We start from the raw sequence: 22093 nt of genomic DNA on the forward strand, positions 1-22093 counted from the left end.
CCGGCCGGGTGAGCCCGGCTGTGTGTCGGCGGTGGGCCGTGCGCTTGATCCGGGGAGGATCGGTAGATGTCGGGGACTTCGGTGGGGCGGGAATTCATCGTTCCGGGTTTTCGGGACAGGTCGGATGTGGCGTCGAAGGCGCTGGGCAAGGGGCTGCGCGAGCGGGTGTCGCGGGCCGCGCACGCGAGCTTCGAACCCGCGGTGGATCGGCCCGACGTGGTGGAGAGCGTCGAGCGGGCCAACCTCGGGCGGCTCGAACACCTGGTGCCGCTGCGGATCGGCCGCATGGCGGCCTCGCCGTTCGCATTCCTGCGCGGCTCGGCCGGGTTGATGGCGGCCGATCTCGCGGCGCAGCCGGTCACCGGGTTGACCGGGCAGATCTGCGGTGACGCGCACGCCGGGAACTTCGGGGTGTTCGGCACCGCCGAGGGCCGGTTGGTGATGGACCTCAACGACTTCGACGAGACCGTGCAGGGCCCGTGGGAGTGGGACCTGAAACGACTGACCGCCTCGCTCGTGGTGGCCGGGCGGGTGGGCGGTCTGGATGCGGACGCGTGTCACCGGGCGGCCTACGACGCCGCGGCCTCCTATCGCAAGACGATGAAGGTGCTGGCGAAGATGCCGGTGTTGCAGGCGTGGCACGCGATCGCGGACGAGTCGCTGGTGGCGCATGCGGACGCGGCCGAACTGTCCGGTCTGTTGGCCCAGGTCACCGCGAAGGCCCGGCGCAACACCAGCGCGCGGTTCGCGGCCAAGGCGACCCGGCGACGCTCCGACGGCACCTGGCACTTCGTGCCGGAGCCGCCGGTGCTCACCTCGGTGGACGACGCGCTCGCCCACGCGGTGGCGGCCGGCCTGGAGAGCTATGTGGACACGCTCTCCACCGAACGCCGGCCGCTGTTGGCCCGGTTCGCGATCGAGGACGTGGCGTTTCGGGTGGTGGGCACGGGCAGTGTCGGTACCCGGGCCTACGTGGTGCTGCTGCTGGGCAACGGCGACGAGCCGCTGGTGCTCCAGGTCAAGGAGGCCCGGCCCTCGGCGCTCGCGCCGTATCTGCCGCCCGCGCACGTCGAGCACGAGGGGCGCCGGGTCGTGGTGGGCCAGAAATGGATGCAGGCGGGTACCGACTCGCTGCTCGGGTGGACCTCGATCGACGGGCGCGCGTACATGGTGCGCCGGTTCCGCAACATGAAGGGGAGCATCGACCCGAGCGCGTTGGCCGCGCACGAGATAGACGACTACGCCCGGATGACCGGCGCGCTGCTGGCCCGCGCGCACAGCCACTCGGTGGACCCCAAGGTGCTCGCGGGCTACTGCGGCAAGAGCGATCGGCTGGACGACGCGTTCGCGCGGTTCGCGGTGCGCTACGCGGATCGCACCGAGGCCGACCACGAACAACTGCTCGCGGCCGTGCGATCGGGGCGGCTGCCGGCCGAGACCGGGGTCTGACCCCGGGTCACCGGCGGCCGGCGAACAGCCGTGCCGCCGGTGCGGGATCCCGCACCGGGTGCGGAGGCGGGTCGCGAAGGCACGGATACCGGCCGGGAAGTTCGGGGGCCGCCCGCCGGAGCTCCGGCGAGCCGGCCGGGCTCGTGCCACGGGCCGGCGGGGCCGCGTCCGGGGCGGGGTAGTGCGCCGTCGGGGATCGGCCGGCCGCGATGGTGCGGCGGTCCCCGATCGTGGGGCGCGGTGCACCGCCTCGTGCGCGTCGCCGCGCACGAGGGCTTCGTGGTCCACCCGCGCCACCGGGATCCCCGACGCGAGCGCGGCCGTTGCCTCGGGGACGAAGTGCGGGTCGATGCGACGGGGGTTCAGGGGATCCGCGGGGACGGGCAGGACCTCGGGTGCGCCTTCCCCGGGGGATGCGGTGCTGGGAAGGACGGTATTGCGTGGGCATGCCGGATGAAGGGTGGACCCTTCATCCGGCCGTGCGCCCTATGACTGCTTCATCGACGCGATGGACGCTCGCGTGAACTCGATGAGGTGCTTGCGCCGGTTCGCCCGGGCCTCCTCGGATTCCGAGTCGGCCCCCAGCAGTACCCGCGACATCTGCGGCATCGTCTGTTGCCAGGCGGCGACGCCGATGAGCGAGAAGAGCAGCTGGGCGACCTCCGGCGAGGGCTTCACGCCGAGATGATCGGCGAACTCCTGAAGTTTCGCGGCGTAGCTCGTGACTCGCCGCTCCTCGTCCGGAACCGGGTCGTGGCCGTAGTACAACGCCTCCCACACCAGCAACCGGAGCAGCTCCGGGCGGGCGCAGTAGAAGTCGTAGACCTGGGCGATGTACTCGGCCGGGTCGTCGTTGGGCATCGTGACGACCGTGTTGAGCTCCTGGAGCGACTCCGTCAGCACGTGCTGGAAGAGCTGCTCCTTGTTGCCGAAGTACGCGTAGATGCGCTCCTTGTTCACCCCGGCGCGCAGGGCGATGCGGTCGACGCGGGCGCCGGCGATGCCGTGCTCGGCGAACTCCGCGCGGGCGGCGTCGAGAAGTTTGGCTCGGGTGCGTGCGGTGTCGGGCGGCATGGCTGGATCTTATCCCCTCTAGCCAACTGCTTTGTTGGATCGACTGGCCAGGGACGGCCTGACCATGCTGCCCTACCACATAGGCTGCTGGGGGGTGTTGCGAGTGATTTGATCTTCAAAGTCCGGCAGACGCGCCCGCCGGCCGGTGTCGCGCGGGAACAGAACAGCACACAAGGGACGTGATGGACGAGGTCAGCGCGCCGACCCCCTGGTCGGACCCCGAAATCGCCGAGTTGGAACGACAGGTCGCCGCCGCGGAGACCGCGCTGCTCGACGACGAAGTGGATGTGACGACCCTTCAGGTCGAGCTGGACAACCTGGCGATCGTGCACCACCGCCGACTGGGGCCGCTGTACGAGCGACTCGACGAGCTGGACGCGCTGATCGCGGAGGCGATCGCGGCGCACACCGGCGATCCCACGGACATCCGGCGCGCGGTCGAATTGCGTGGTGTGGTCACGGATATGCCGGATCTGGACTCGCTGCTGGGCGCCCTCGACGGCGCGGGCGGGGGGTCGGGCGGGGCATCGGGCGGCGCGGGCGAGGCGGCCGACGAGCCGATGCCGGTGCCGGAGGTGCACCGGGTCAGCCCCGGTGCCGAGGCGCGCAAGCTCTTTCGCGAGCTGGCCCGGCGGGCCCACCCGGACCTGGTCCAGGATCCCGAGGAGAAGCAGCGCCGAGGCACCTTCATCGCCCGGGTGAACGCCGCCTACGCGCGCGGCGACGTGACCGAGCTGCTGGCTCTCGGTACGGAATGGGCCACCTCCCCGGAGGGTGCGATCGGTCCGGACGCGGAGAGTCGGGGGCAGTGGCTGCGCAGCCGGCTGGCCTGGCTCACCCACCGGCGGGCCGAGCTGGCGGGCCTGCGCGATCAGCTGATGGAGGGCGCGATGGGTCAGCTGCTCCAGCTCGCGCCGAACGACCCCGACGGGCTGCTGGAGCACCTGGCCGATCAGCTCCTGCACGACATCGCGGAGAAGGAGAAGGTGCTCGGCACACTGGTCGATCCCTGACCGCGGGCCCGGGCCCGTCCGGCGGCTCCCGGCGGGGCCGCGCCGAGTGGATCGCGGCGCGCCGGCGACCCTCCCGGGCCGGCCGGATGGGCGTCGGCCGGCCCGGGAGGATTGCGGCCATCGCCGCTCGCCCATCCTGCTCGCCCGGTGGCACACAGCCGTCATTTCGGCCGCGTGTCGTGCGCGTGGGCGGGGTGGTTCGCTCTTTCGAGGCACGTGTGCACGGCGCCGATGGCCGACAATGTGCGATGAGCGCGGCCGGACGGGTTCCGGACGCCTGACCTCCCGGAGATTCGATGCACCTGTCGCCCCCGCCGGCCGTGCCCGCCGCCGCGGTCCCTGACGACGCCTTCGTCCTGGACGTACGGGAGGTGCACGAATGGGACGCCGGTCATGTCGCCGGTGCCCGGCACCTCCCGATGAGCACGCTCCTGGAGCGGATCGACGAGGTGCCGCACGACACGCGTGTGTACGTGATGTGCCGCGTCGGCGGCCGGTCCGCCCAGGTCACCCACTATCTGGGACAGCAGGGCTGGGACGCGGTCAACGTCGACGGCGGCATGCTGGCGTGGGAGGCCGCCGGACGGCCCATGGTGAGCGAGACGCAGGCCGCCCCCGTGGTGGTGTGACTCCCGGACCGGCCGCAGGACCGGTCAGGACCGGCGTTCCGCGATGAACACCGCGGTCGCCTCGGCGGTCGGCTCGCCGTCGGCGCGGATCTCACCGGTCGCGAAGCTCTTGCGCCCTTCGCGACCGGTCCAGCGACCGGTCAGCTCCAGCGGCACGTCGTAGGGCGTGGCCCGGCGGTAGCGGATGTCCAGCCCGGCGGTCAGCCCGGGCGCCCCCGCCGCGGACGCGGCGACGCCCAGCAACTGGTCGAGCAGGACCGCCACGATCCCGCCGTGCGCCCGGGCGGGCGGCCCGCCGTGCGCCGCGGTCAGCGTGCAGTGCGCGCGGATCTCCACCGATTCCGGGTCGGCCGTGGGGTCCGGCCTCGGCTCGACCTCCTCGAAGATCAGCCTGGGCGCCTGCGGGTTGAGCCGACCCGAGCCCATCTGGGTCAGGTGCTCCAGCCGGCCGTTCGGATGTTGGATCAGCGACACCGCCTGCGAGCGCCGGGCGGCGTTCAGCAGCGCGGTCAGTTCGGCGACCCGACGGGCCGCGTCCGCGCGCACCGCCGCGTCCACGTCCGTCCACACCACCGCCTCGACCAGGTCGCGTACCCGGTCGGCGAGGTCCAGCGCCTCCGCGGTCACGTCGTCGGGGCCGGGCAGCGTGCCGGCCATCAGCTCGGCGAGCGCGGTGGCCGAGGCCGGCGGCAGCGGCCTGGTGTTCGAGTTCATACCCGTACCTCCGTGACACTTTTCTTGATCTTGCCAAGAATGCGGAAAGAATATGACGGTGCATCAGATCTAACGGTCTATCAGATCCGGCTCGACCGGATCTCGGTGAGGGAGTGCGGCATGGTGACGATCGCGGAACTCGTCCATCACCAGTGGGGCGACCAACGGACCGGGCTGTACTTCGAGGATCGGACCTGGACGCACCACGAACTCGCCCGAGCCGCCGCCGCCCGGGCGGCGCTGCTCACCGACCTGCTCCCGAGCGGGGCCGAGCCGCACGTGGGCGTCCTGCTCGACAACGTGCCCGAGTTCCCGCACTGGCTCTCCGGCGCGGCGGTGGCGGGCGCCACCCTCGTGGGGGTGAACTCCACGCGGCGCGGCGCGGAACTGGCGCGCGACATCACGCACGCCGAGTGCGGGGTGATCGTCACCGAGCGCGCCCACCTGCCCCTGCTCGAAGGGCTCGACCTGGGGATCCCGGCGGAGCGGATCCTGGTGGTCGACGATCCCGCGTACGACGACCTGCTGCGCCCGTACGAGGACGCCGCGCTGCCCGCCCTGGTCGCGGATCCCGCGGATCGCCTGCTGATCGTGTTCACCTCCGGGTCCACCGGCGCGCCCAAGGGCGTGGTCTGCTCGCAGGGCCGGTTGGCCGGCGCCGGGACCGTGTTGTCCGAGCAGTTCGGCTTCGGGCCGGACGACGTCAACTACATCTGCATGCCGATGTTCCACGGCAACGCGTTGATGGCCAACTGGTCGCCGGCGCTGCGGGCGGGCGGTGCGGTCGCTTTGCGCCGGCGGTTCTCGGCGTCCGCGTTCCTGCCCGATATCCGCCGCTACAACGCGTCCTACTTCACCTACGTGGGCCGGGCGATCTCCTATCTGCTGGCCACCCCGGAGCGGCCGGACGATCGGGACAATCCGCTGCGCGCCGGGTTCGGCACCGAGGCGGGTGCGGTGGACATGGCGCGCTTCGAGGCCCGGTTCGGGTGCGCGCTGACCGAGGGGTACGGCTCCTCGGAGGGCGGCATGAGCGTCAACTGGCGGCCTGGTACGCCCGCGGGTGCCGTCGGGCCGTGTCCCGAGCACGGCGCGGTGCTCGATCCGGCGACCGGCCTGGAGTGCGCCCGGGCCGAGTTCGACGCGGCGGGTCGACTCGTCAACGGGGACGCGGCGATCGGGGAACTGGTCAACACCGGGCGCAACGGGTTCGAGGGGTACTGGCGCAACGAGGAGGCCTCGGCGGCCCGGGCGCGCGACGGGCAGTACTGGACGGGCGACCACTTCTACCGGGACGCGGCCGGGTACCTCTACTTCGCCGCCCGCGCCGACGACAAGTTGCGGGTGGACGGCGAGAACCTGGCGGTGGCCGGTATCGAGGGCATCCTCGCCCGCTTCGCGCCGTTCGAGGTCGTGGTCGTGTACGGGGTTCCGGACCCGGTGACCGGGGACCAGGTGATGGCGTGCGTGCAGGTGCGCGAGGGCGCCGAGTTCGACCCGGGGGAGTTCGCCGCCTTCATGGCCGAGCAGCCGGACCTGGGCACCAAGATGACGCCGACGTTCGTGCGGGTGGTGGACGAGGTGCCGACCACCGCGACCAACAAGGTGCACAAGGTCGGCCTGCGGCGGGCGGGCTTCCGGGCGGCGGGGCAGGTGTGGTGGCGGCCCGAGCGGGGCGCGGCGTACCGGCTGCTCGACGACGCGGGGCGGGAGGAACTGCTCGGCCGCTACCGGGCGCACGACCGTGAGGGCGTGCTGGACCTGTGAGCCGGTGAGCCGATGAGTCGGCCGTGAGGGGTGCGACCCCGGCCCGGTATGCCCGCACCCCCGTGCCGGACATCGTGGTCGGGCCGGGGTCGCACCGGCGCCCAGAGTAGAACACGTTCTATGGTCACGGAAACCGTCTCTACCGAGTGGTTGGCAACGGTTTCGGTACGACCGGCGGATCGGACCCGGTAGCGTGCCGGCAGCACGGGTCCGGACCGGTGGGCCCATCGACCACGGGAGAGGCATGCAGTCGCCTGACGACGCGACGTCCGGGCAACCGGCGGATCGGTCGAAGCCCGGACTCGAGGCGGGTGCGGCGGCGGTGGGCACCTCGACCGCCGACACGACGGCGGACCGGGGCCCGGCGCCGGATCCGGACCGGCCGCCGGCTCGGATCCCGGCACAGGCGGGGGAACGCGCCCCCGTGGACACACCGATCGAGACGGCGGTGCCCTCGGACGAACAGCGCTCGACCGCGGTGCGTTCGATCTCCGCGCTGTTCGCCGTGCTCGCGATCCTGGTGACCCTGGTTCACGTGTTCTTCGTCTTCCTGCACGTCGCGCCGAGCAACACGCTGAGCCAGGAGTACCGCAAGCCGACCGGCACCTGGATCTACCCGTACTTCGAGCAGAACTGGGCGCTGTTCGCGCCCAATCCGATGTCGGAGAACTTCCGCCTCCAGGCCCAGTCGCGGATACGGGGCGCGGACGGCAGCGTCGTCGAGTCCGAGTGGTCCGACCTGACCGGGAACGACCTGGAGCACATCCGGGGCAACCCCTATCCCAGCAAGGCCGACCAGAACATGATCCGACGCGCGTGGTCGAGCTATGCCGACGCGCACGAGGCCAAGGACGAGTCGGCGATCGGCACGCGCGGCCCGCTGACCCAGCGCTACCTGCGCCGGATCGTGGTGCACCGCTTCCAGGACGCGGGAGCCGACCGCAGACTCGAATCCGTCCGGATCCGGGTCGCGACCACGCCGATCGGCAAGCCGGACGCGAAGGTCGGGCCGGAAACCTCGTACCGCACGCTCGGCTGGTGGGAGACGAAGCCCGATGACTTCCGCTGAGCCGCAGCCGCGCGGCGCGGCAAGTGCGTACCGCCGGGTCGAGGACGCCGTCGGCGGGTGGCTGGTGCACGCCCTCGACACCGTCAGCACCCGGACCTTCGCCGTGCACCAGGCGGCCCTGCTGCGGATCGGCTACGGCCTGGTCTTCCTGGTCGGCCTGATCCGCGAGTACTTCAACCGCCGGGAGATCTGGGGCGACCAGTCGGCCTGGTCGCCGGACATGGCCCGGGAGTTGCTGGGCGGCATCGGCGGGGTGAGCCTGCTCCTGGAGAGCGACTCGCGGATGTGGTTCGAAGGCGTCTACATCGCGGCGATCGTGATCAGCGCTCTGTTCGTGCTCGGATGGCACACCCGGGCGATGAGCATCCTGTTCGCGATCATGGTCGTGTCCTTCAACAGCCGGTCCATCCTGATGACCGACGGTGGCGACACCGTCCTGCTGCTGATGTCGATCTACCTCGCCTTCACCGCCTGCGGACGGGTCTGGTCGCTGGACGCGCGCCGGGCCAGGCGCACCGGGATCCGCCCCGGCACCGGACCCGGACACGAGATCGGCGTGCTGGTCGCGCTGATCGCGATGGTCGCGCTCGGCACCACCTGCCGAGGCGACTCGTGGGCCTTGGACCCGGAGTTCTCCTTCGCGTTCGTCTGTCGCTGGATCTGGATCCCCGGGATCGCGATCGCCTTCGGCGCGCTGTGGCGGCTGCCCCGCCAGGCCGAGCAGGTACGGGCCGGCCTGGTGACCGCCGTGCACAACTGCGCGCTGTTCGTGATCGCCGCCGAGGTCTGCTTCATCTACGGCGCGGCCGGGCTGTACAAGGTGCAGGGCTCGTACTGGCAGGACGGCACGGCGATGCACTACGTGCTCAACCTGGAGTACTTCGCGCCGTGGCCCGGGTTCAGCCACATGCTCGGCGAGAACGCCGAGATGGGCGTGCTGATCAGCTACCTCACGGTGTTCATCCAGGTCGGCTTCGTGTTCATGCTGTTCGCCAAGCGGGTCAAGTACGTCGCGATCGTGATCCTGCTCGGCATGCACTTCGGCATCGCGATCATGCTGGGCCTGCCCGCGTTCTCCGCGTCCATGTCCGTGGGCGACGCGCTGTTCCTGCCCACCGCGTTCCTGATCTGGACCCGATCGCGAGTGCTCACCCGGCTGACGGCTCGGCTGCGCCGCGGACCGGCCGCGGCGAAACCGGCGCCGGTGGTCGGCACGGAGCCGGCCGCGCCGGATACGTCCGACGGACTCGAAGGAGTGGCCTCGGCGTCGAGCCGGGCCTGATCCGAGCGTGCCCGGAGGGTCCCGGTGCCGAGTGGCGCACGCCGCCGCCGCGCGTCCGGGACCCGGTTCGACAGGTCCTACGCTGCTGTTATGAACCCCCAGGAGACGCAGACCCTCGCACTGTGGCGGGCCGCCTCGCCCGGGGCGGTGCTGCTCGACGGCTTCCACGCGGTCAAGCACGCGTTGCGGTTCGGCGCCGAGATCGAACTCGTGGTGACCACCGACCGGGCGGCCGTCGTCGCCCTGGCCGACGAACTCGCGGCCGACGTGGGCGACTACCTGGAGGAGACGGCGCACGAGGTGTCCGAGCCGTTCCTGCGCGATCTGGTCCCGCGCGGCAGCCCGACCGGGGTGGTGGCACTGGCCGGTCGCCCCGAGCCCGAGCCGGGACGGGTCCGCAGCGCGCCGATCGTGCTCCTGGAGAACCCGCGCAACCTGGGCAACGTCGGGGCGGTGGTGCGGCTGGCCGCCGGATTCGGCGTCGCCGCCGTGCTGACCACCGGCGACCTGGACCCGTGGCACCCCAACGTGGTCCGCGGCAGTGCGGGGCTGCACTTCGCGACCACGGTCGCCCGGGTGGCTTCCCCGCACGCGCTGCCGGCCGGACCGGTCTTCGTGCTCGATCCCGAGGGCGCGGACCTGCGCGACATCGAGATCCCGGACGACGCGATCCTGGCGTTCGGTACCGAGCGACACGGCGTCTCGGCGGCGCTGCGCGAGCGCGCCGACCGGCTCGTGGCCATCCCCATGCGGCCGAAGGTGTCCAGCTACAACCTCGCGACCAGCGTCGCCATGACGCTCTTCCGCTGGTCCGCGACCTCCGCGAACGCACCGACGTGAGCGGCTACGACGCGGTCGTCCTGGCCGGCGGCGCGGCCCGCCGGCTGGCCGGTGCCGACAAGCCGGGCCTGCTCGTGGCGGGCGTCTCGCTGCTCGACCGGGTGCTCACCGCGCTGGCCGGGGCGGAGCGGATCGTGGTCGCCGGGCCGCGCCGGGCCACCGCGCGCGAGGTGGTGTGGGTGCGCGAGGATCCGCCCGGCGGCGGCCCGGTGGCCGCGCTGGCCGCCGCACTGCCGCTGGTCCGGGCCGAGGTGGTCGTGCTGCTCGCCGCGGATCTGCCGTTCGTGCCCGCCGAGTTGATCGAGCGCCTGGTGGCCGCGCTGGACCGGGAGCCCGGTCGAGCCGGCGCGGTCGCGGTCGATGCCGACGGGCGCGATCAGATCCTGCTCGGCGCCTATCGCACCGCCGCGCTCCGGGCCGGCGTCGCGGCCCTGGCCGAACCGGCCGGGGCGGCGCTGCGCCGGGTGGTCGAGCCGCTCGCGCCGCGCCGGATCCGGGCCGACCCCGAAGCCGTGTTCGACTGCGACACCTGGACCGATGTGCGCGACGCGCGAGCACGGTCGGGGAGGATGGACACAGCCCCGAAGAGGAGAGACATGACTGGCTTGGAAGAGTGGACCGAAGCGGTCAAGCAGGAACTGGGCATCGAGCTGGACGTGGACATCGCGGCGCTGCTGGACATGACCCGGGTGGCGGCGCACAACGTACAGCGACCGGCCGCGCCGCTCACCTCCTTCCTGGTCGGTTACGCGGCGGCGAGTCGGGGCGGCGGCGCGGCGGCGGTGGCCGAGGCACTGCGCCAGGCACAGGACCTCGCCGAGCGTCGCGGCACGGGCTCCGAGCCGGGCGCCTGATGATCTCTCGGGAGAGTCGGACCATGGCGCGTTCCGAGCCGCACCCGCAGCAGGCACCGGGCTGGCCCGAGGCCCGGGCCACCGCCCGCGCGGCCGGACGACCGCTGCCTGCCGTCTCGCGCACGCTGCACCACGCGCGCGATCACGTACTGGCCCGGCCCATCGTCGCGCTCACCGATCTGCCCTCCTTCGACACCTCGGCGATGGACGGGTGGGCGGTCGCCGGCCCCGGGCCGTGGCGGGTGCGCGGGCGGTTGCTCGCGGGCGACGCGGGCGCGGAGATCGGCGTGATGCGCGACGGGGACGCGGTCGAGATCGCCACCGGCGCGCGGGTCCCGCACGGGGCCACCGCCGTGCTGCGCAGCGAACAGAGCCGGGTCGAGGGCCGCACGCTGTTCGCCGACGTGCACATCCAGCAGGGCACCGACATCCGCGCGTGCGGTCAGGAGTGCCGGCGCGGCGACGAATTGTTGCCGGCCGGCACCACGGTCACCCCCGGGGTCACCGGGCTGGCCGCCGCCTCCGGCTACGACGAACTCGTGGTGGTCGACCGGCCGCGGGTGGAACTCCTGGTGTTGGGCGACGAGTTGCTCGATGCCGGGCTGCCGAGGGACGGCCGGATCCGGGACGCGCTCGGCCCGCTGATCACGCCGTGGCTGCGCACCCTCGGCGCCGACCTGCTGCGGGTTCGCCGGGTCGGGGACAACCTGGACACGCTGCGCGGACACGTGAGCGCATCCCGCGCCGACGTGGTGATCACCACCGGCGGCACCGCCGACGGCCCGCGCGATCACGTGCACCGGCTGCTCGCCGATCTGGAGGCGGACATCCTGGTGGACGGCGTCGCGGTTCGGCCCGGGCATCCGATGTTGCTCGCCCACCTGCCCGGCGAGCGCCCCGGCGCGGGCCGCTATCTGGTCGGCCTGCCCGGCAACCCGCTGGCCGCGGTGGCCGGCATGCTCACCCTCGCGGTGCCGCTGCTGCGCCGGCTCTCCGGGCGCCCGGAACCGCGCCCGCGCCGGATCAGGCTCGGCGTCGACATCGCCGGCCACCCGTGCGACACCCGCCTGGTGCCGATGCGCGGGGATCGCCCGCTGGCCTTCTCCGGCCCGGCGATGTTGCGCGGACTCGCGCTCGCCGACGGCATCGCGGTGGTGCCGCCCGGCGGCGCGCGTGCGGGCGAGCGGGTCGAGGTGCTCGGGGCACCGCGATGAAGACCGTGCGCTTTCCCGACGACCGGCCGGCCGATCGCCGCGGGCCGCGCGGCGCGCTCGCCCGGCCGCTGCCGGCGCTGAAGAAGCGCACCGACGAACCGGCGGGCCTGGCCGGGCAGGCGGGCGCGACCGTACACATCCCCAAGGACCGTCCCGGTCCGCTGATGCAGGTGTTGCGCCGGTTCGGGATGGCGCTGCTGGTCCTGGCGGTCACCATCCTGGTGGTCTACCTCGATCGGGACGGCTACCGCGACGCCGTGGACGAGCGGGTCTCGCTGCTCGACGCGGTCTACTACGCGACGGTCACCCTGTCCACGACCGGCTACGGCGACGTCACCCCCGCCAGTGACGGCGCCCGTCTGGTGAACGTCGTCCTGATCACCCCGCTGCGGGTGATCTTCCTGATCATCCTGGTCGGCACGACCCTCGAGGTGCTCACCGAGCGCACGCGGGAGCAGTTGCGGCTCAACCGTTGGAGGTCCACGTTGCGCGACCACACGATCCTGGTCGGCTACGGCACGACCGGATACAGCGCGGTGCACACGCTGATGGCACAGGGGATCTCGCGGGAGAACATCGTCATCGTCGACTCCGACCCCGAGGCGGTCACCGAGGCGAGCGACGACGACAAGCTCGTGGTGGTCTCCGGCGACGCGACCCGGGCGGAGGTGCTGCGCCGGGCCGAGGTGGAACGGGCGCGGAACATCATCGTCTCGGTCAACCGGGACGACACCGCGGCCCTGGTCACGCTGACCGCGCGGCAGTTGAACCGGCGGGCCTGGATCGTGGTGGCGGTGCGCGAGGACGAGAACGCGCCGCTGATCCGGCAGAGCGGAGCCGACTCGGTGGTCACCACCGCGAGCGCGGCGGGCCGACTGCTCGGGGTCTCCCTGCTCAGCCCGAACGTCGGCGAGGTGATGGAGGACCTCATGCACTACGGCGAGGGCATGGACCTGGTCGAGCGGCCGATCGACAAGCGCGAGGCGGGCAAGTCGCCGGGCGAGTGCGGCGATCTGGTGGTGGCCGTGGTGCGCGGACACCGTACGTTGCGGCACGATGACCCCGAGGCGGCGGTGCTCGGGGCGGGCGACCGACTCGTGGTGATCAAAACACACAAACCGCAGCCGAAGACGGGCGACTCATAGGCTGGATGCCATGTACGCGATCACGATTGCCGAGCCGGGCGGACCCGAGGTACTGACCTGGACCGAGGTCCCGGACGAGAAACCCGAACCCGGCGAGGTGCTGGTGGAGGTGGCCGCGTCGGCGGTCAATCGGGCCGACCTGTTGCAGCGCCAGGGGTTCTACCATCCACCCGCGGGCGCGTCCGCCCATCCCGGTCTGGAGGCGTCCGGCCGGATCGTCGAGGTCGGCGCGGGGGTGTCCGGCTGGGCGGTCGGCGACGAGGTGTGTGCGCTGCTCGCGGGCGGCGGGTACGCCGAGCGGGTCCGGGTGCCCACCGGCCAACTGCTGCCCGTGCCCGAGGGGGTCGACCTGGTCTCGGCCGCGGCACTGCCCGAGGTGGTGTGCACGGTCTGGTCGAACGTGTTCATGGTCGCCCATCTGCGCAAGGGCGAGACCTTCCTGGTGCACGGCGGCTCCAGCGGCATCGGCACGATGGCGATCCAGTTGGCCTCGGCCGCGGGTGCCCGGGTGTTCGCCACCGCGGGATCGGCGGCCAAGTTGGCCCGCTGCCGCGAACTGGGCGCCGACGTCACGATCAACTACCGGGACGAGGACTTCGTCGCCCGGGTCCGCGAGGCCACCGACGGGGCCGGGGTGGACGTGATCCTGGACAACATGGGCGCCAAGTACCTCGATCGCAACGTGGACGCGCTCGCGGTCAACGGCCGGCTCGTGGTGATCGGTCTCCAGGGTGGTGCCCGCGGCGAACTGGACCTCAACAAGCTGCTGACGAAGCGGGCCGCGATCGCCGCGACCTCGCTGCGCGGCCGCCCGACGACGGAGAAGTCCGCGATCGTGGCGGCCGTACGCGAGCACGTGTGGCCGCTCCTGGACGCGGGCCGGATCCGGCCGATCATCGATCGGGTGCTGCCGGTGGCCGACGCGGCCGAGGCGCACCGCGTGGTCGAGGCGAGCGGGCACATCGGCAAGGTGCTGCTGAAGGTGCGCTGACCCGGCGGGCGCGGGCCCTCGGGGTGTCGCGGGCCGGGCGAGACGTTGCCGCCGGGTGGGTGCACGGTGCGGCGGTCGGGCCGGCCTGCCGCCGGACGAATGAAAATCGGATGACCATCCCGGTGCGGCGAATGTCGTTGAATGGGTCTTTTGTCGATTTTCCTTAGTCTGGCGGCATGCCTACCCCCGGCGGCTTCGCACGTCGATTGGCTGCCGGGTGCGTGCTCGCGGCGGCCCTCGCCCTTTCCGGTGCCCCGGCCCTGACCGATGCGCTCGCCGGCGCGCCGGCGCTTCCCGGTGCCGCGGCGCCGGCTGCCGTCCCGGTCCGCGCGAGCGCGGCGTCCGCTCCCCCGCCCGCCCCGATCGGCGGGTCGCCGCCGGCGAGCACCCCGACCGGCGACGCGGACTCGGCCGCCTCCCCACGCGGTCGGGCGCCGGCCGCGGCCGAACTGCACCCCGATCCACCGGTACACGGGCACGCGCCGGCCGAGCCCACCGGACCGCCGAAGCCGGCCCCGGTCACGGACCCGCCGACGCAACAGGAGTGGGATCGATTCCTGGACCGGCTGGCCGCACACGGCGCCCGTCCGCTGACCGACGAGTCGGGCCGGGCGGTGCTCGACGTCGAGCACGAACTCCTGCTCACCGGGGGCACCGACGGCCTGAACGAACTTCGCTCCTGGGGGGCGGAGATCACCGGGGACGATCGGCCCGGGGTGTACGCCGTGCGCTCCGGCGGGCGAGTCGTCGCGCGGTATCTGATCGAGTCCGACCCGAACGCCTCGACCGACGCCTCCGCTCCTGTCACCCCTCCGGCCTTCGATGCGCCGCCCACGCTGGCCAGAACCGGTCCATCCGTTGTGAATTTGACTCCGATCGCCCTCGGAGGAGCCGGTATCGTCTGCGCCGGTGGACTGCTTGTCCGGTGTTTTCCGGCATCGCGACAACGCTGAGAGTCGCGACGGGCGTCGGTCCCGCCGGGCAGACTGTGTGTCTGGCGCATCGCGGATGAAGGGTGCAGGCTCGTCGAGGATGCGGATCGTGATACGGCGGTACCTTCCGGAAACGTCCGACCGGTGGTGGGGGAAGGAGGCGTGATGTGGTCGATCGGCGGGTTTCACAGGCGGATACCGCTGGGCCCGACGATCATCGCGCTGACCCTCATCACGCTGCTCGTGCTCACGAACGTCTGCGGCTCCGGCCCCGGAATGCAGGCTCGCCACAACGGAGCCGGCCCCTCACCCGCGGACATCCCGCCGCAACTGCCCGCCCAGGACCAGAGCGTCGAGGCGACCCCCGTGCCCTCCGGCGCCGCGCCCACGTCCGGCGGATCGCCGACCGCGAACGGGCAGTCCGTCCCGGTGCCGACGGTCACCGTGACCGAGACGGTGACCGCACCGCCGGGGAACGCTCCGGCCTCGGGCGATCGGCCGGCAGACCCGCCCGCCACGCGGGCTCCCGGCGGGCAGCCCGGCGGCTCGGGTGGCACCACCACGACGGCCGGCCCCGGCGGCGCCTCGCCGACCACGCCGCCACCGCTGGGCCAGCGGTTCCGGGTGAGCGACCTGCGGCTCGGCGCCGACCGGGCGAACGGCTCCTGGGTGCGCTGCAACGGGATCGACCAGGTGGAGTTCCTCGGCACCGTGGTCGTGGACGGGCCGGGCCCCGGTGACGTGATCTTCCAGTGGGTGTCCGATGTGCCCTTCACGTTTCCGCCGGACATCCTGCACTTCACCGGTAGCGGCCCGCGTCAGCAGACCATTCCGCTCCCCTGGCCGATCCCGCCGCAACTCTTCGGCGAGGTGGGAGGGGTCGTGCAGCTGCTGATCCTCCAACCGGTCGCCAACGCACAGACCGAGCGGTACACGTTCAATTTCAACTGCCGCAACGGGATTTCCAACGACCATTGACGACTGGCCCGTTCGCCGGCTGATCCGGCTTCTTCCGTAGGTCCTTCCAACGCGTGCCGATCTGCCGAACCCGGCCCGGGCGCGTGTTGCCGGGTAGCCGGCCGCATGCCCCCGAACCGGTGATTCCGTGGTCGCGACCGGGCCTCGCGCCGATCGGGCCGCCGATCCTCGCGGCCCTGCTCGCGGCGCTTTTGACACGATCTCGCGCAGTGGTGCGCGGCAGGACGGCATAACCTCTCGGCGCTCCTAGGATGAGATGTATGGATACGCCGAACAACGAAGCGAATGGTGAGAACCCGCAGGTGGTGATCGTCGGGCCGGATGGCATGGCGCTCGGTGGCGGCCTCGGTGAAGAGGGCGGTGAACTCGCGGTGACCGACATGGTCGAACAGCCCGCGAAGGTCATGCGCATCGGCAGCATGATCAAGCAGCTGCTGGAGGAGGTGCGCGCGGCTCCTCTCGACGAGGCGAGCCGGGTGCGACTCAAGGAGATCCACGCCAGCTCGATCAAGGAACTGGAGAAGGGGCTCGCCCCGGAACTGGTCGAGGAACTGGAGCGGCTCTCGCTCCCGTTCACACACGACTCGGTGCCCAGCGAATCCGAACTGCGGATCGCGCAGGCGCAGCTGGTGGGCTGGCTGGAGGGCCTGTTCCACGGCATCCAGACCGCGTTGTTCGCGCAGCAGATGGCGGCGCGCGCACAGCTGGAGACGATGCGTCGGGCCCTTCCGCCCGGCGTGGTCCCCGGCGGGCAGGGCGAGCCGCCGCACACCCAGTCGGGTCCCTACCTCTAGCGTTCCGGTAGGGACGGTGCCGGTTGGCGCCGACCCGCTGCGCTCTCGTCGTGTCTCTGACAGGCTGTCGGCGATGCGACGGGAGCGCTTTCCGGTAGGTCGACGCGCACCGAGGTCGTGCGCGAGTGGTGCAGCGTGGAGGGCGGCCTGAGGGTGACCGTTTCGGGGGACCCGGCTCGGGCGAACGGGCGTGTCTTCGGCGGCGGGCGGTATCGCACCGGGCGCCGGATCGGCGGCGGTGGCATGGCCGTGGTGCACGAGGCGCACGACCTGATGCTCGACCGCATCGTCGCGGTCAAGCGGCTGCGCAGCGACCTGGCCGAGGACACCATCGCGCGTTCGCGGTTCGCCCGCGAGGCCGAGCACGCCGCCGCGCTGAACCACCCCACGATCGTCTCCGTGTTCGACACCGGTGCCGACCCCGGCGAGGACGGCGTGCTGGTGCCGTGGATCGTGATGGAGCTGATCCGGGGGCTGACCCTGCGCGACCTGCTGGAGGCACACGGCCCGGTGCCGTGGCCGCGTGCCCTGGCGATCACCGCGAAGGTGTTGGACGCGCTGGAGTACAGCCACGACCGCGGCCTGGTGCACCGCGACATCAAGCCGGTCAACGTGATGATCACGCCGAGCGGCGCGGTCAAGGTGATGGACTTCGGCATCGCCCGCGCGCTGTTCATCACCGACGGTGCGCTCACCGACCCCGGTCGGATCATGGGCACCCCGCAGTACTTCTCGCCGGAGCAGGCGTTCGGACACCCCGCGTCCACCCGCAGCGACCTGTACTCGGTGGGCTGCCTGCTGCACGAACTGCTGGTCGGCGTGCCGCCGTTCGACGGCGGTACGGCCGTGCACATCGCCTACCGGCACATGCGCGAGGAGCCGACCCCGCCGTCCGCGTACCGGCCCGACGTGCCCGCCGCGGTGGACGATCTGGTGCTGCACGCGTTGCGCAAGGATCCGCATCTGCGCTTCGACACCGCCGGGCGGATGCGCGAGTCGGTGCGCCGGATCCTGCCCGAGGACGTGTGGGACTCGGTCCTGTACGGCGCCGGCGTCCCGGCATCGCCGGCCGGACCGCCGGACCCGGCGATGGCGGTGGGGCCGATGGGACAGCCGGGACCGGTGGGCCGGCGTCCGCAGCGCCCGCCCGGTGGTGGTCCGCCGTGGGCGCGGGTGATGTCCGGGTTCGGGCCCAGGGCCCGCTCGGCGGGCGCACACAGCGCGCCGGGCGCGTACGGCCGCAGGAGCGGCGCGGGTGCGGCGTTCGCGGCGACGGTCCTGGGCGTCCTGGCCGTGCTCGCATCGATCCTGATGTTGCGCTGAACCGGATCCGCCGCGGACGGGCCGGCCGGATCTCGCGGTGTGTGCCGGTACGCCCGGGGAAGGCATCGGCCGGGGATCCGGAATCCCGTTACGATGGGCTCTTCACCCGGGAGTACCGCTGATCCCGGTATCGTTTCGGGACTTGAAGCGAGGATGCACCACATTTCATCTGCACTTCGGCGCGGGCTCACGCCCGGACGCCACGTGAGGGGACTGTCGAGGATGATCGCCGAGTCCCCGGCCACAACCCTGACGCCCGAATCGGCGTGCCTTTGTGGCCGGCTGATCGTTGGAACCGTCGTGCTCCCCCGCTCCCGTGGTGTTTTCCGCTCCGACCTGCTCGCGGCGGACTCCACCGCCCCAGTTCGGCGGCCCCGGGCGGGCCGCCCCGACGTGCAGGGCGAGGAGCGATGACCCCGCCGCAGGGACCGGACGACCGTGAGGCGTCCGGCACACAGGTGAAGACGGTCGGATCCGGCCGCTACGAGCTCGGTCGCCAGCTCGGTCGTGGCGGCATGGCCGAGGTGTTGATGGCCCACGACGTACGGCTGGGCCGTACCGTCGCGGTCAAGACGCTGCGCCCGGACCTCGCGCAGGACCCGGTGGCCCGCTCCCGGTTCGGCCGCGAGGCGCAGAACGCGGCATCGCTCAACCACCCCGCGATCGTGTCGGTCTACGACACGGGCGAGGACCGGGTCGGCGACGAGCTGGTGCCGTTCATCGTGATGGAGTGCGTCGAGGGTCGGACGGTGCGGGAACTGCTCGGCGAGGGCAACCCCATACCGCTGGAGCAGGCGCTTCGGGTCACCGAGGGGATCCTGGAGGCGCTGGAGTACAGCCACCGGCACGGCATCATCCACCGCGACATCAAGCCCGCGAACGTGATCATCACCAACTCGGGCGCGGTCAAGGTGATGGACTTCGGCATCGCCCGCGCGATGCACAGCGCGGCGACCACGATGACCCAGACCGGCATGGTCATGGGCACGCCGCAGTACCTGTCGCCGGAGCAGGCCCTGGGCCGGACCGTGGACGCGCGCAGCGACCTGTACTCCAGCGGTTGTCTGCTCTACGAACTGCTCGCGCTGCGTCCGCCGTTCAACGGTGACACGCCGCTGTCGGTGGTGTACCAGCACGTCCAGGACGACCCGCGGCCGCCGTCGATGATGGATCCGCGGGTGCCCCCGCACCTGGACGCGATCGCGTTGAAGGCGCTGGCGAAGAACCCCGACGACCGGTACCAGACCGCCGACGAGATGCGGATGGACATCCGCCGTGCGCTGGCCGGTCAGCCGGTCTCGGTCGCGGTTCCGCCGCGGGTGCCGACCCAGCAGGGGCAGCGGCCCGAGTTCGGTTCGTGGAGCCAGGTCGCCGCCGGTACGGCCGCGGCCTCGGCGCACACCGGCTCGGCCGAGGCCACCGCGGCGATGCCGCCGCTCGCGGGTGGCACCGGCACCGGGGCGGCGGTGCCCGGGCAGGGCGCCAACGACGGCGGCACCGGCCCGCTGCCGATCCTGCCGCAGGAGCAGCCGCACAAGCGCAGGGTGCCGCTCTACCTGATGGCCGCGATCGCGGTGATCCTGGTCGCGGTCGGGGCGGTGTTCCTGGTCAAGGGGATGCAGAAGGACGACGACAGTCCGACGACCACGGACAAGAAGAACACTGTCGTGACGCCGAGCAACGACGAGGTCGCACAGCCGGGGACGAGCAACCAGCCCAATCCGAGCGGCAAGGCGACGACGAGCACGATCCCGTCCAACCCGACGTCGACGTGGCGTGGGGCATCGGCGACCGCCAACACGCGGGACCCGGGCGGGACGAGTTCGGGCCAGTCGCACGCGCCCACCTCGCCCCCGCCGACCAAGCCGTCCGAGACGTCGCGAGCGACCAACCCGGCGACCACGCAGCCGGGTACGACCAAGGGCGGCGGCGAGACGAAGCCGCCGGACCCGGTCGGCGGCGGCGCGGGCAATCCGGGCGGCGGCAGCGGCACGACGCCCTGATCCGAGGACGCGGGAAACCCGCGTGCGCCACGATCCGTGGCGCACGCGGGTTTTCGCGTACGGGGGCCGGGTTCAGCCCAGGAACGCCTTCAGGACCTCGTCGTAGGCCATCGTCCACCACACGATCAGCGCGGCGGAGGCGGGGAACAGCGGGGCACACCGCGGGTCGTGTTCGAGGTAGTGCCGGGTGAGCATCCAGAAGTCGTTCAGCCGTTCCCACCACAGTCGGTGCACGGCGGCGGCGAGTTGGGTGGGTCCCGGGTCGACCACACCGCGGTACCCGGCCACGAAGCCGCGCACCCGATCGAGGTCGAGGGTGCCCGAGATCGGGTCGGTGAAGAAGATCAGGGCGGCCCGGACCAGTTCCTCGGTGTCGGGCAGTGCGGCGAGCCGGTCCCAGTCGATGATCGCCACCGGCTCGTTGCCCCGGTACAGCAGGTTCAGCGGGTGGAAGTCGCCGTGCACGTAGCCGGTCCGCGGCGCCTCGTGGTCGCGTGGTCGCCGGTGCGCGTGCCGCAGGAGCATCGCGCGTCGTTCGATCAGGCGCAGTTCGGCGAGCCGGTCGAACGCGTCGGTCTCGGGTCGGGCCCGGATCCGGGTGAGCAGGCGTTCGACGGTGGCCAACGATTCGTGCGGGTCGGCCGTGGGCACCAGCAGCGGCTGCTGCACGGGCGGGAGCAGCTTCGGCAACATCACGTGCACGCCGCCGAGCAGCGCGCCCACCCGGGCACAACCGCGCGGGTCGAGATCGGTGCCGCGTCGGTGGATGCCGTCCACCCAGGGGTACAGCGCGAACCAGCGGCCGCGCGAGGTGAACACGGTGCGCCCGCGCCGGTCCGCCACCGGCGGGATCGCGGGTATCCCGCAGCCGGCGAGCCGTTGGGTGATGTGGTGCTGGAAGCGGATGGTGTCGGGTCGTTGGTCCAGATAGTGCTTGAGAAACCAGCGTCCCCTGGTGGTGACGACCTCGTAACCTCGGTTGAGGAGGCCCTCGGCGATGGGCCGGAATGAGAGAGCCTTGCCGACCCGGTAGCGGTCGATCGTCACAGCCAGTGGGGACCCTGGCCGAGAGGGGGAGTACACGGCGTCAATCTATGTCACGTAAAGCAATAGAGTGACTACTCTGTGCAACCTTCACGCGTACGCGTGTCTTTGATGTCACGCGTTCGGGGAGGCGGCTGGTGCGTACACCGATACCGGCCGGTGCAGGCCCGGCTCAACCGAACAACTTTTCCAGCACTTGGGCGACGCCGTCCTCCTGATTGCTCCCGGTATGCCGGGCCACCGCGGCCAGCACATCGGGGTGCGCGTTGGCCACCGCGTACGCCTGTCCGGCCCAGGCCAACAGTGGCAGATCGTTGGGCATGTCGCCGAACGCCACCACGTCCTCGGTGCGGATGCCGCGCTGCGCGCAGAACCAGGCCAGGGTGCTGGCCTTGCTGATCCCCAGCGCGCTGATCTCCACCAGGGCGATCGCGGACGAGTGGGTGAACTCCGCGTACGCACCGGCCCGGTCGCGGGCCAGCGCGAGGAAGACGTCCGGGTCCAGGCTGTGGTGCCGGGCGAGCAGCTTGAGCACCGGACCAGTGAGCAGTTCCTCGACCGGACCGACCGCGTGCACGATCGACACGTCGCGCTCCAGCGCGGGGTAGTCCGGCTCGTGCATGAAGCCGGTCTCGGTCTCCACCGCGAAGGACACGTCCGGCACCGCCTCGCGGAGCAGCCGGGTGACCTTGCGGGCCGCGGTCACATCCATCGTGTGGGTGCCCACCACACGCTCGGCCCGCAGGTCGTACACGACCGCGCCGTTGCCGCAGATGGCCAGGCCGTGGTGGCCGGTGACCTCGGCGACGCGGCTCATCCAGCGCGGCGGCCGGCCGGTCACGAAGACCACCTCCGCGCCCGCCGCCTCGACGAGTTCCAGTGCGGCGAGGGTGCGTGCGGAGATGGACCCGTCGTCGCGCACGATGGTGCCGTCGAGGTCGGTGGCCACTAGGCGTGGGCGATTCGTGATCGTCACGG

General features: G+C 72.0%; 20 protein-coding genes. 16 read left to right on the forward strand and 4 right to left on the reverse strand.

What is annotated here, in order from left to right; all coding sequences use genetic code 11:
• Positions 1 to 66: 66 nt before the first annotated feature.
• A complete protein-coding gene (locus ACIBM5_RS19815) occupies positions 67 to 1449 on the forward strand; it encodes a DUF2252 domain-containing protein (RefSeq protein ID WP_396008053.1) in 1383 nt (460 codons plus the stop codon).
• Positions 1450 to 1935: 486 nt separating this feature from the next.
• Here ACIBM5_RS19815 and ACIBM5_RS19820 read toward each other — a convergent pair whose 3' ends face one another.
• The gene (locus tag ACIBM5_RS19820) at positions 1936 to 2523 is read right to left on the reverse strand and encodes a TetR/AcrR family transcriptional regulator (protein WP_391587286.1); all 588 of its coding nucleotides are present in this window, start codon (positions 2521 to 2523) and stop codon (positions 1936 to 1938) included.
• Between the two features lie 182 nt (positions 2524 to 2705).
• Between ACIBM5_RS19820 and ACIBM5_RS19825 the strand changes: the two genes are divergently transcribed.
• Both ACIBM5_RS19825 and ACIBM5_RS19830 read left to right on the forward strand, forming a co-directional pair.
• Entirely contained in the window at positions 2706 to 3536 is an 831-nt protein-coding gene (locus ACIBM5_RS19825) for a hypothetical protein (protein ID WP_396008054.1), read from the forward strand.
• Between the two features lie 296 nt (positions 3537 to 3832).
• The gene (locus tag ACIBM5_RS19830) at positions 3833 to 4165 is read left to right on the forward strand and encodes a rhodanese-like domain-containing protein (RefSeq protein WP_391587288.1); all 333 of its coding nucleotides are present in this window, start codon (positions 3833 to 3835) and stop codon (positions 4163 to 4165) included.
• A gap of 24 nt (positions 4166 to 4189) precedes the next feature.
• On the opposite strand, the gene ACIBM5_RS19835 is transcribed toward ACIBM5_RS19830, so the two are convergent.
• Positions 4190 to 4879, reverse strand: coding sequence for a PaaI family thioesterase (locus tag ACIBM5_RS19835; protein ID WP_396008055.1), 690 nt, complete (start codon positions 4877 to 4879; stop codon positions 4190 to 4192).
• Between the two features lie 120 nt (positions 4880 to 4999).
• On the opposite strand from ACIBM5_RS19835, the gene ACIBM5_RS19840 reads away from it, so the two are divergent.
• The 13 genes from ACIBM5_RS19840 (at position 5000) to ACIBM5_RS19900 (ending at position 20071) form a co-directional block, all read left to right on the forward strand.
• Positions 5000 to 6646, forward strand: a complete 1647-nt coding sequence (locus tag ACIBM5_RS19840; RefSeq protein ID WP_396008056.1) for an AMP-binding protein — start codon at positions 5000 to 5002, stop codon at positions 6644 to 6646.
• A 244-nt stretch (positions 6647 to 6890) separates the two neighbouring features.
• On the forward strand, positions 6891 to 7715 hold the full coding sequence (locus ACIBM5_RS19845) for a DUF5819 family protein (RefSeq protein WP_396008057.1): 825 nt from the start codon (positions 6891 to 6893) through the stop codon (positions 7713 to 7715).
• Positions 7702 to 8997 carry an HTTM domain-containing protein gene (locus ACIBM5_RS19850; protein ID WP_396008058.1) on the forward strand — a complete coding sequence of 432 codons (1296 nt, stop codon included), beginning with the start codon at positions 7702 to 7704 and terminating at the stop codon, positions 8995 to 8997. The genes ACIBM5_RS19845 and ACIBM5_RS19850 overlap by 14 nt, the downstream gene beginning before the upstream one ends.
• A 90-nt stretch (positions 8998 to 9087) precedes the next feature.
• A complete protein-coding gene (locus ACIBM5_RS19855; RefSeq protein ID WP_396008059.1) occupies positions 9088 to 9837 on the forward strand; it encodes a TrmH family RNA methyltransferase in 750 nt (249 codons plus the stop codon).
• The gene (locus tag ACIBM5_RS19860) at positions 9834 to 10691 is read left to right on the forward strand and encodes an NTP transferase domain-containing protein (protein ID WP_396008060.1); all 858 of its coding nucleotides are present in this window, start codon (positions 9834 to 9836) and stop codon (positions 10689 to 10691) included. The genes ACIBM5_RS19855 and ACIBM5_RS19860 overlap by 4 nt, the downstream gene beginning before the upstream one ends.
• 23 nt (positions 10692 to 10714) lie before the next feature.
• Positions 10715 to 11905 carry a molybdopterin molybdotransferase MoeA gene (locus ACIBM5_RS19865; protein WP_396008061.1) on the forward strand — a complete coding sequence of 397 codons (1191 nt, stop codon included), beginning with the start codon at positions 10715 to 10717 and terminating at the stop codon, positions 11903 to 11905.
• Positions 11902 to 13050, forward strand: a complete 1149-nt coding sequence (locus ACIBM5_RS19870) for a potassium channel family protein (RefSeq protein ID WP_391587296.1) — start codon at positions 11902 to 11904, stop codon at positions 13048 to 13050. Before ACIBM5_RS19865 ends, ACIBM5_RS19870 begins: the two co-directional genes overlap by 4 nt.
• A 10-nt stretch (positions 13051 to 13060) precedes the next feature.
• Positions 13061 to 14041, forward strand: coding sequence for an NAD(P)H-quinone oxidoreductase (locus ACIBM5_RS19875; RefSeq protein ID WP_391587297.1), 981 nt, complete (start codon positions 13061 to 13063; stop codon positions 14039 to 14041).
• 176 nt (positions 14042 to 14217) lie between these two features.
• The gene (locus ACIBM5_RS19880) at positions 14218 to 14994 is read left to right on the forward strand and encodes a hypothetical protein (RefSeq protein ID WP_396008062.1); all 777 of its coding nucleotides are present in this window, start codon (positions 14218 to 14220) and stop codon (positions 14992 to 14994) included.
• A 144-nt stretch (positions 14995 to 15138) separates the two neighbouring features.
• Positions 15139 to 15951: a hypothetical protein gene (locus ACIBM5_RS19885; RefSeq protein WP_396008063.1), complete on the forward strand. Its 813-nt coding sequence runs from the start codon at positions 15139 to 15141 to the stop codon at positions 15949 to 15951.
• 260 nt (positions 15952 to 16211) lie between these two features.
• Positions 16212 to 16745 (forward strand): bacterial proteasome activator family protein, encoded by a 534-nt coding sequence (locus ACIBM5_RS19890; protein ID WP_026219578.1) that lies wholly within the window; start codon positions 16212 to 16214, stop codon positions 16743 to 16745.
• A gap of 153 nt (positions 16746 to 16898) precedes the next feature.
• On the forward strand, positions 16899 to 18068 hold the full coding sequence (locus ACIBM5_RS19895) for a protein kinase (protein WP_396008064.1): 1170 nt from the start codon (positions 16899 to 16901) through the stop codon (positions 18066 to 18068).
• Between the two features lie 410 nt (positions 18069 to 18478).
• Positions 18479 to 20071 (forward strand): protein kinase, encoded by a 1593-nt coding sequence (locus ACIBM5_RS19900; RefSeq protein ID WP_396008065.1) that lies wholly within the window; start codon positions 18479 to 18481, stop codon positions 20069 to 20071.
• 72 nt (positions 20072 to 20143) lie between these two features.
• Here ACIBM5_RS19900 and ACIBM5_RS19905 read toward each other — a convergent pair whose 3' ends face one another.
• Positions 20144 to 21118 (reverse strand): phosphotransferase, encoded by a 975-nt coding sequence (locus ACIBM5_RS19905; protein ID WP_396008066.1) that lies wholly within the window; start codon positions 21116 to 21118, stop codon positions 20144 to 20146.
• Between the two features lie 169 nt (positions 21119 to 21287).
• A complete protein-coding gene (locus tag ACIBM5_RS19910; protein WP_391587304.1) occupies positions 21288 to 22091 on the reverse strand; it encodes an HAD family hydrolase in 804 nt (267 codons plus the stop codon).
• Between the last annotated feature and the right edge of the window lie 2 nt (positions 22092 to 22093).

Origin of the sequence: Embleya sp. NPDC050493 (genome assembly GCF_044458105.1) — a bacterium.
GTDB lineage: Bacteria > Actinomycetota > Actinomycetes > Streptomycetales > Streptomycetaceae > Embleya.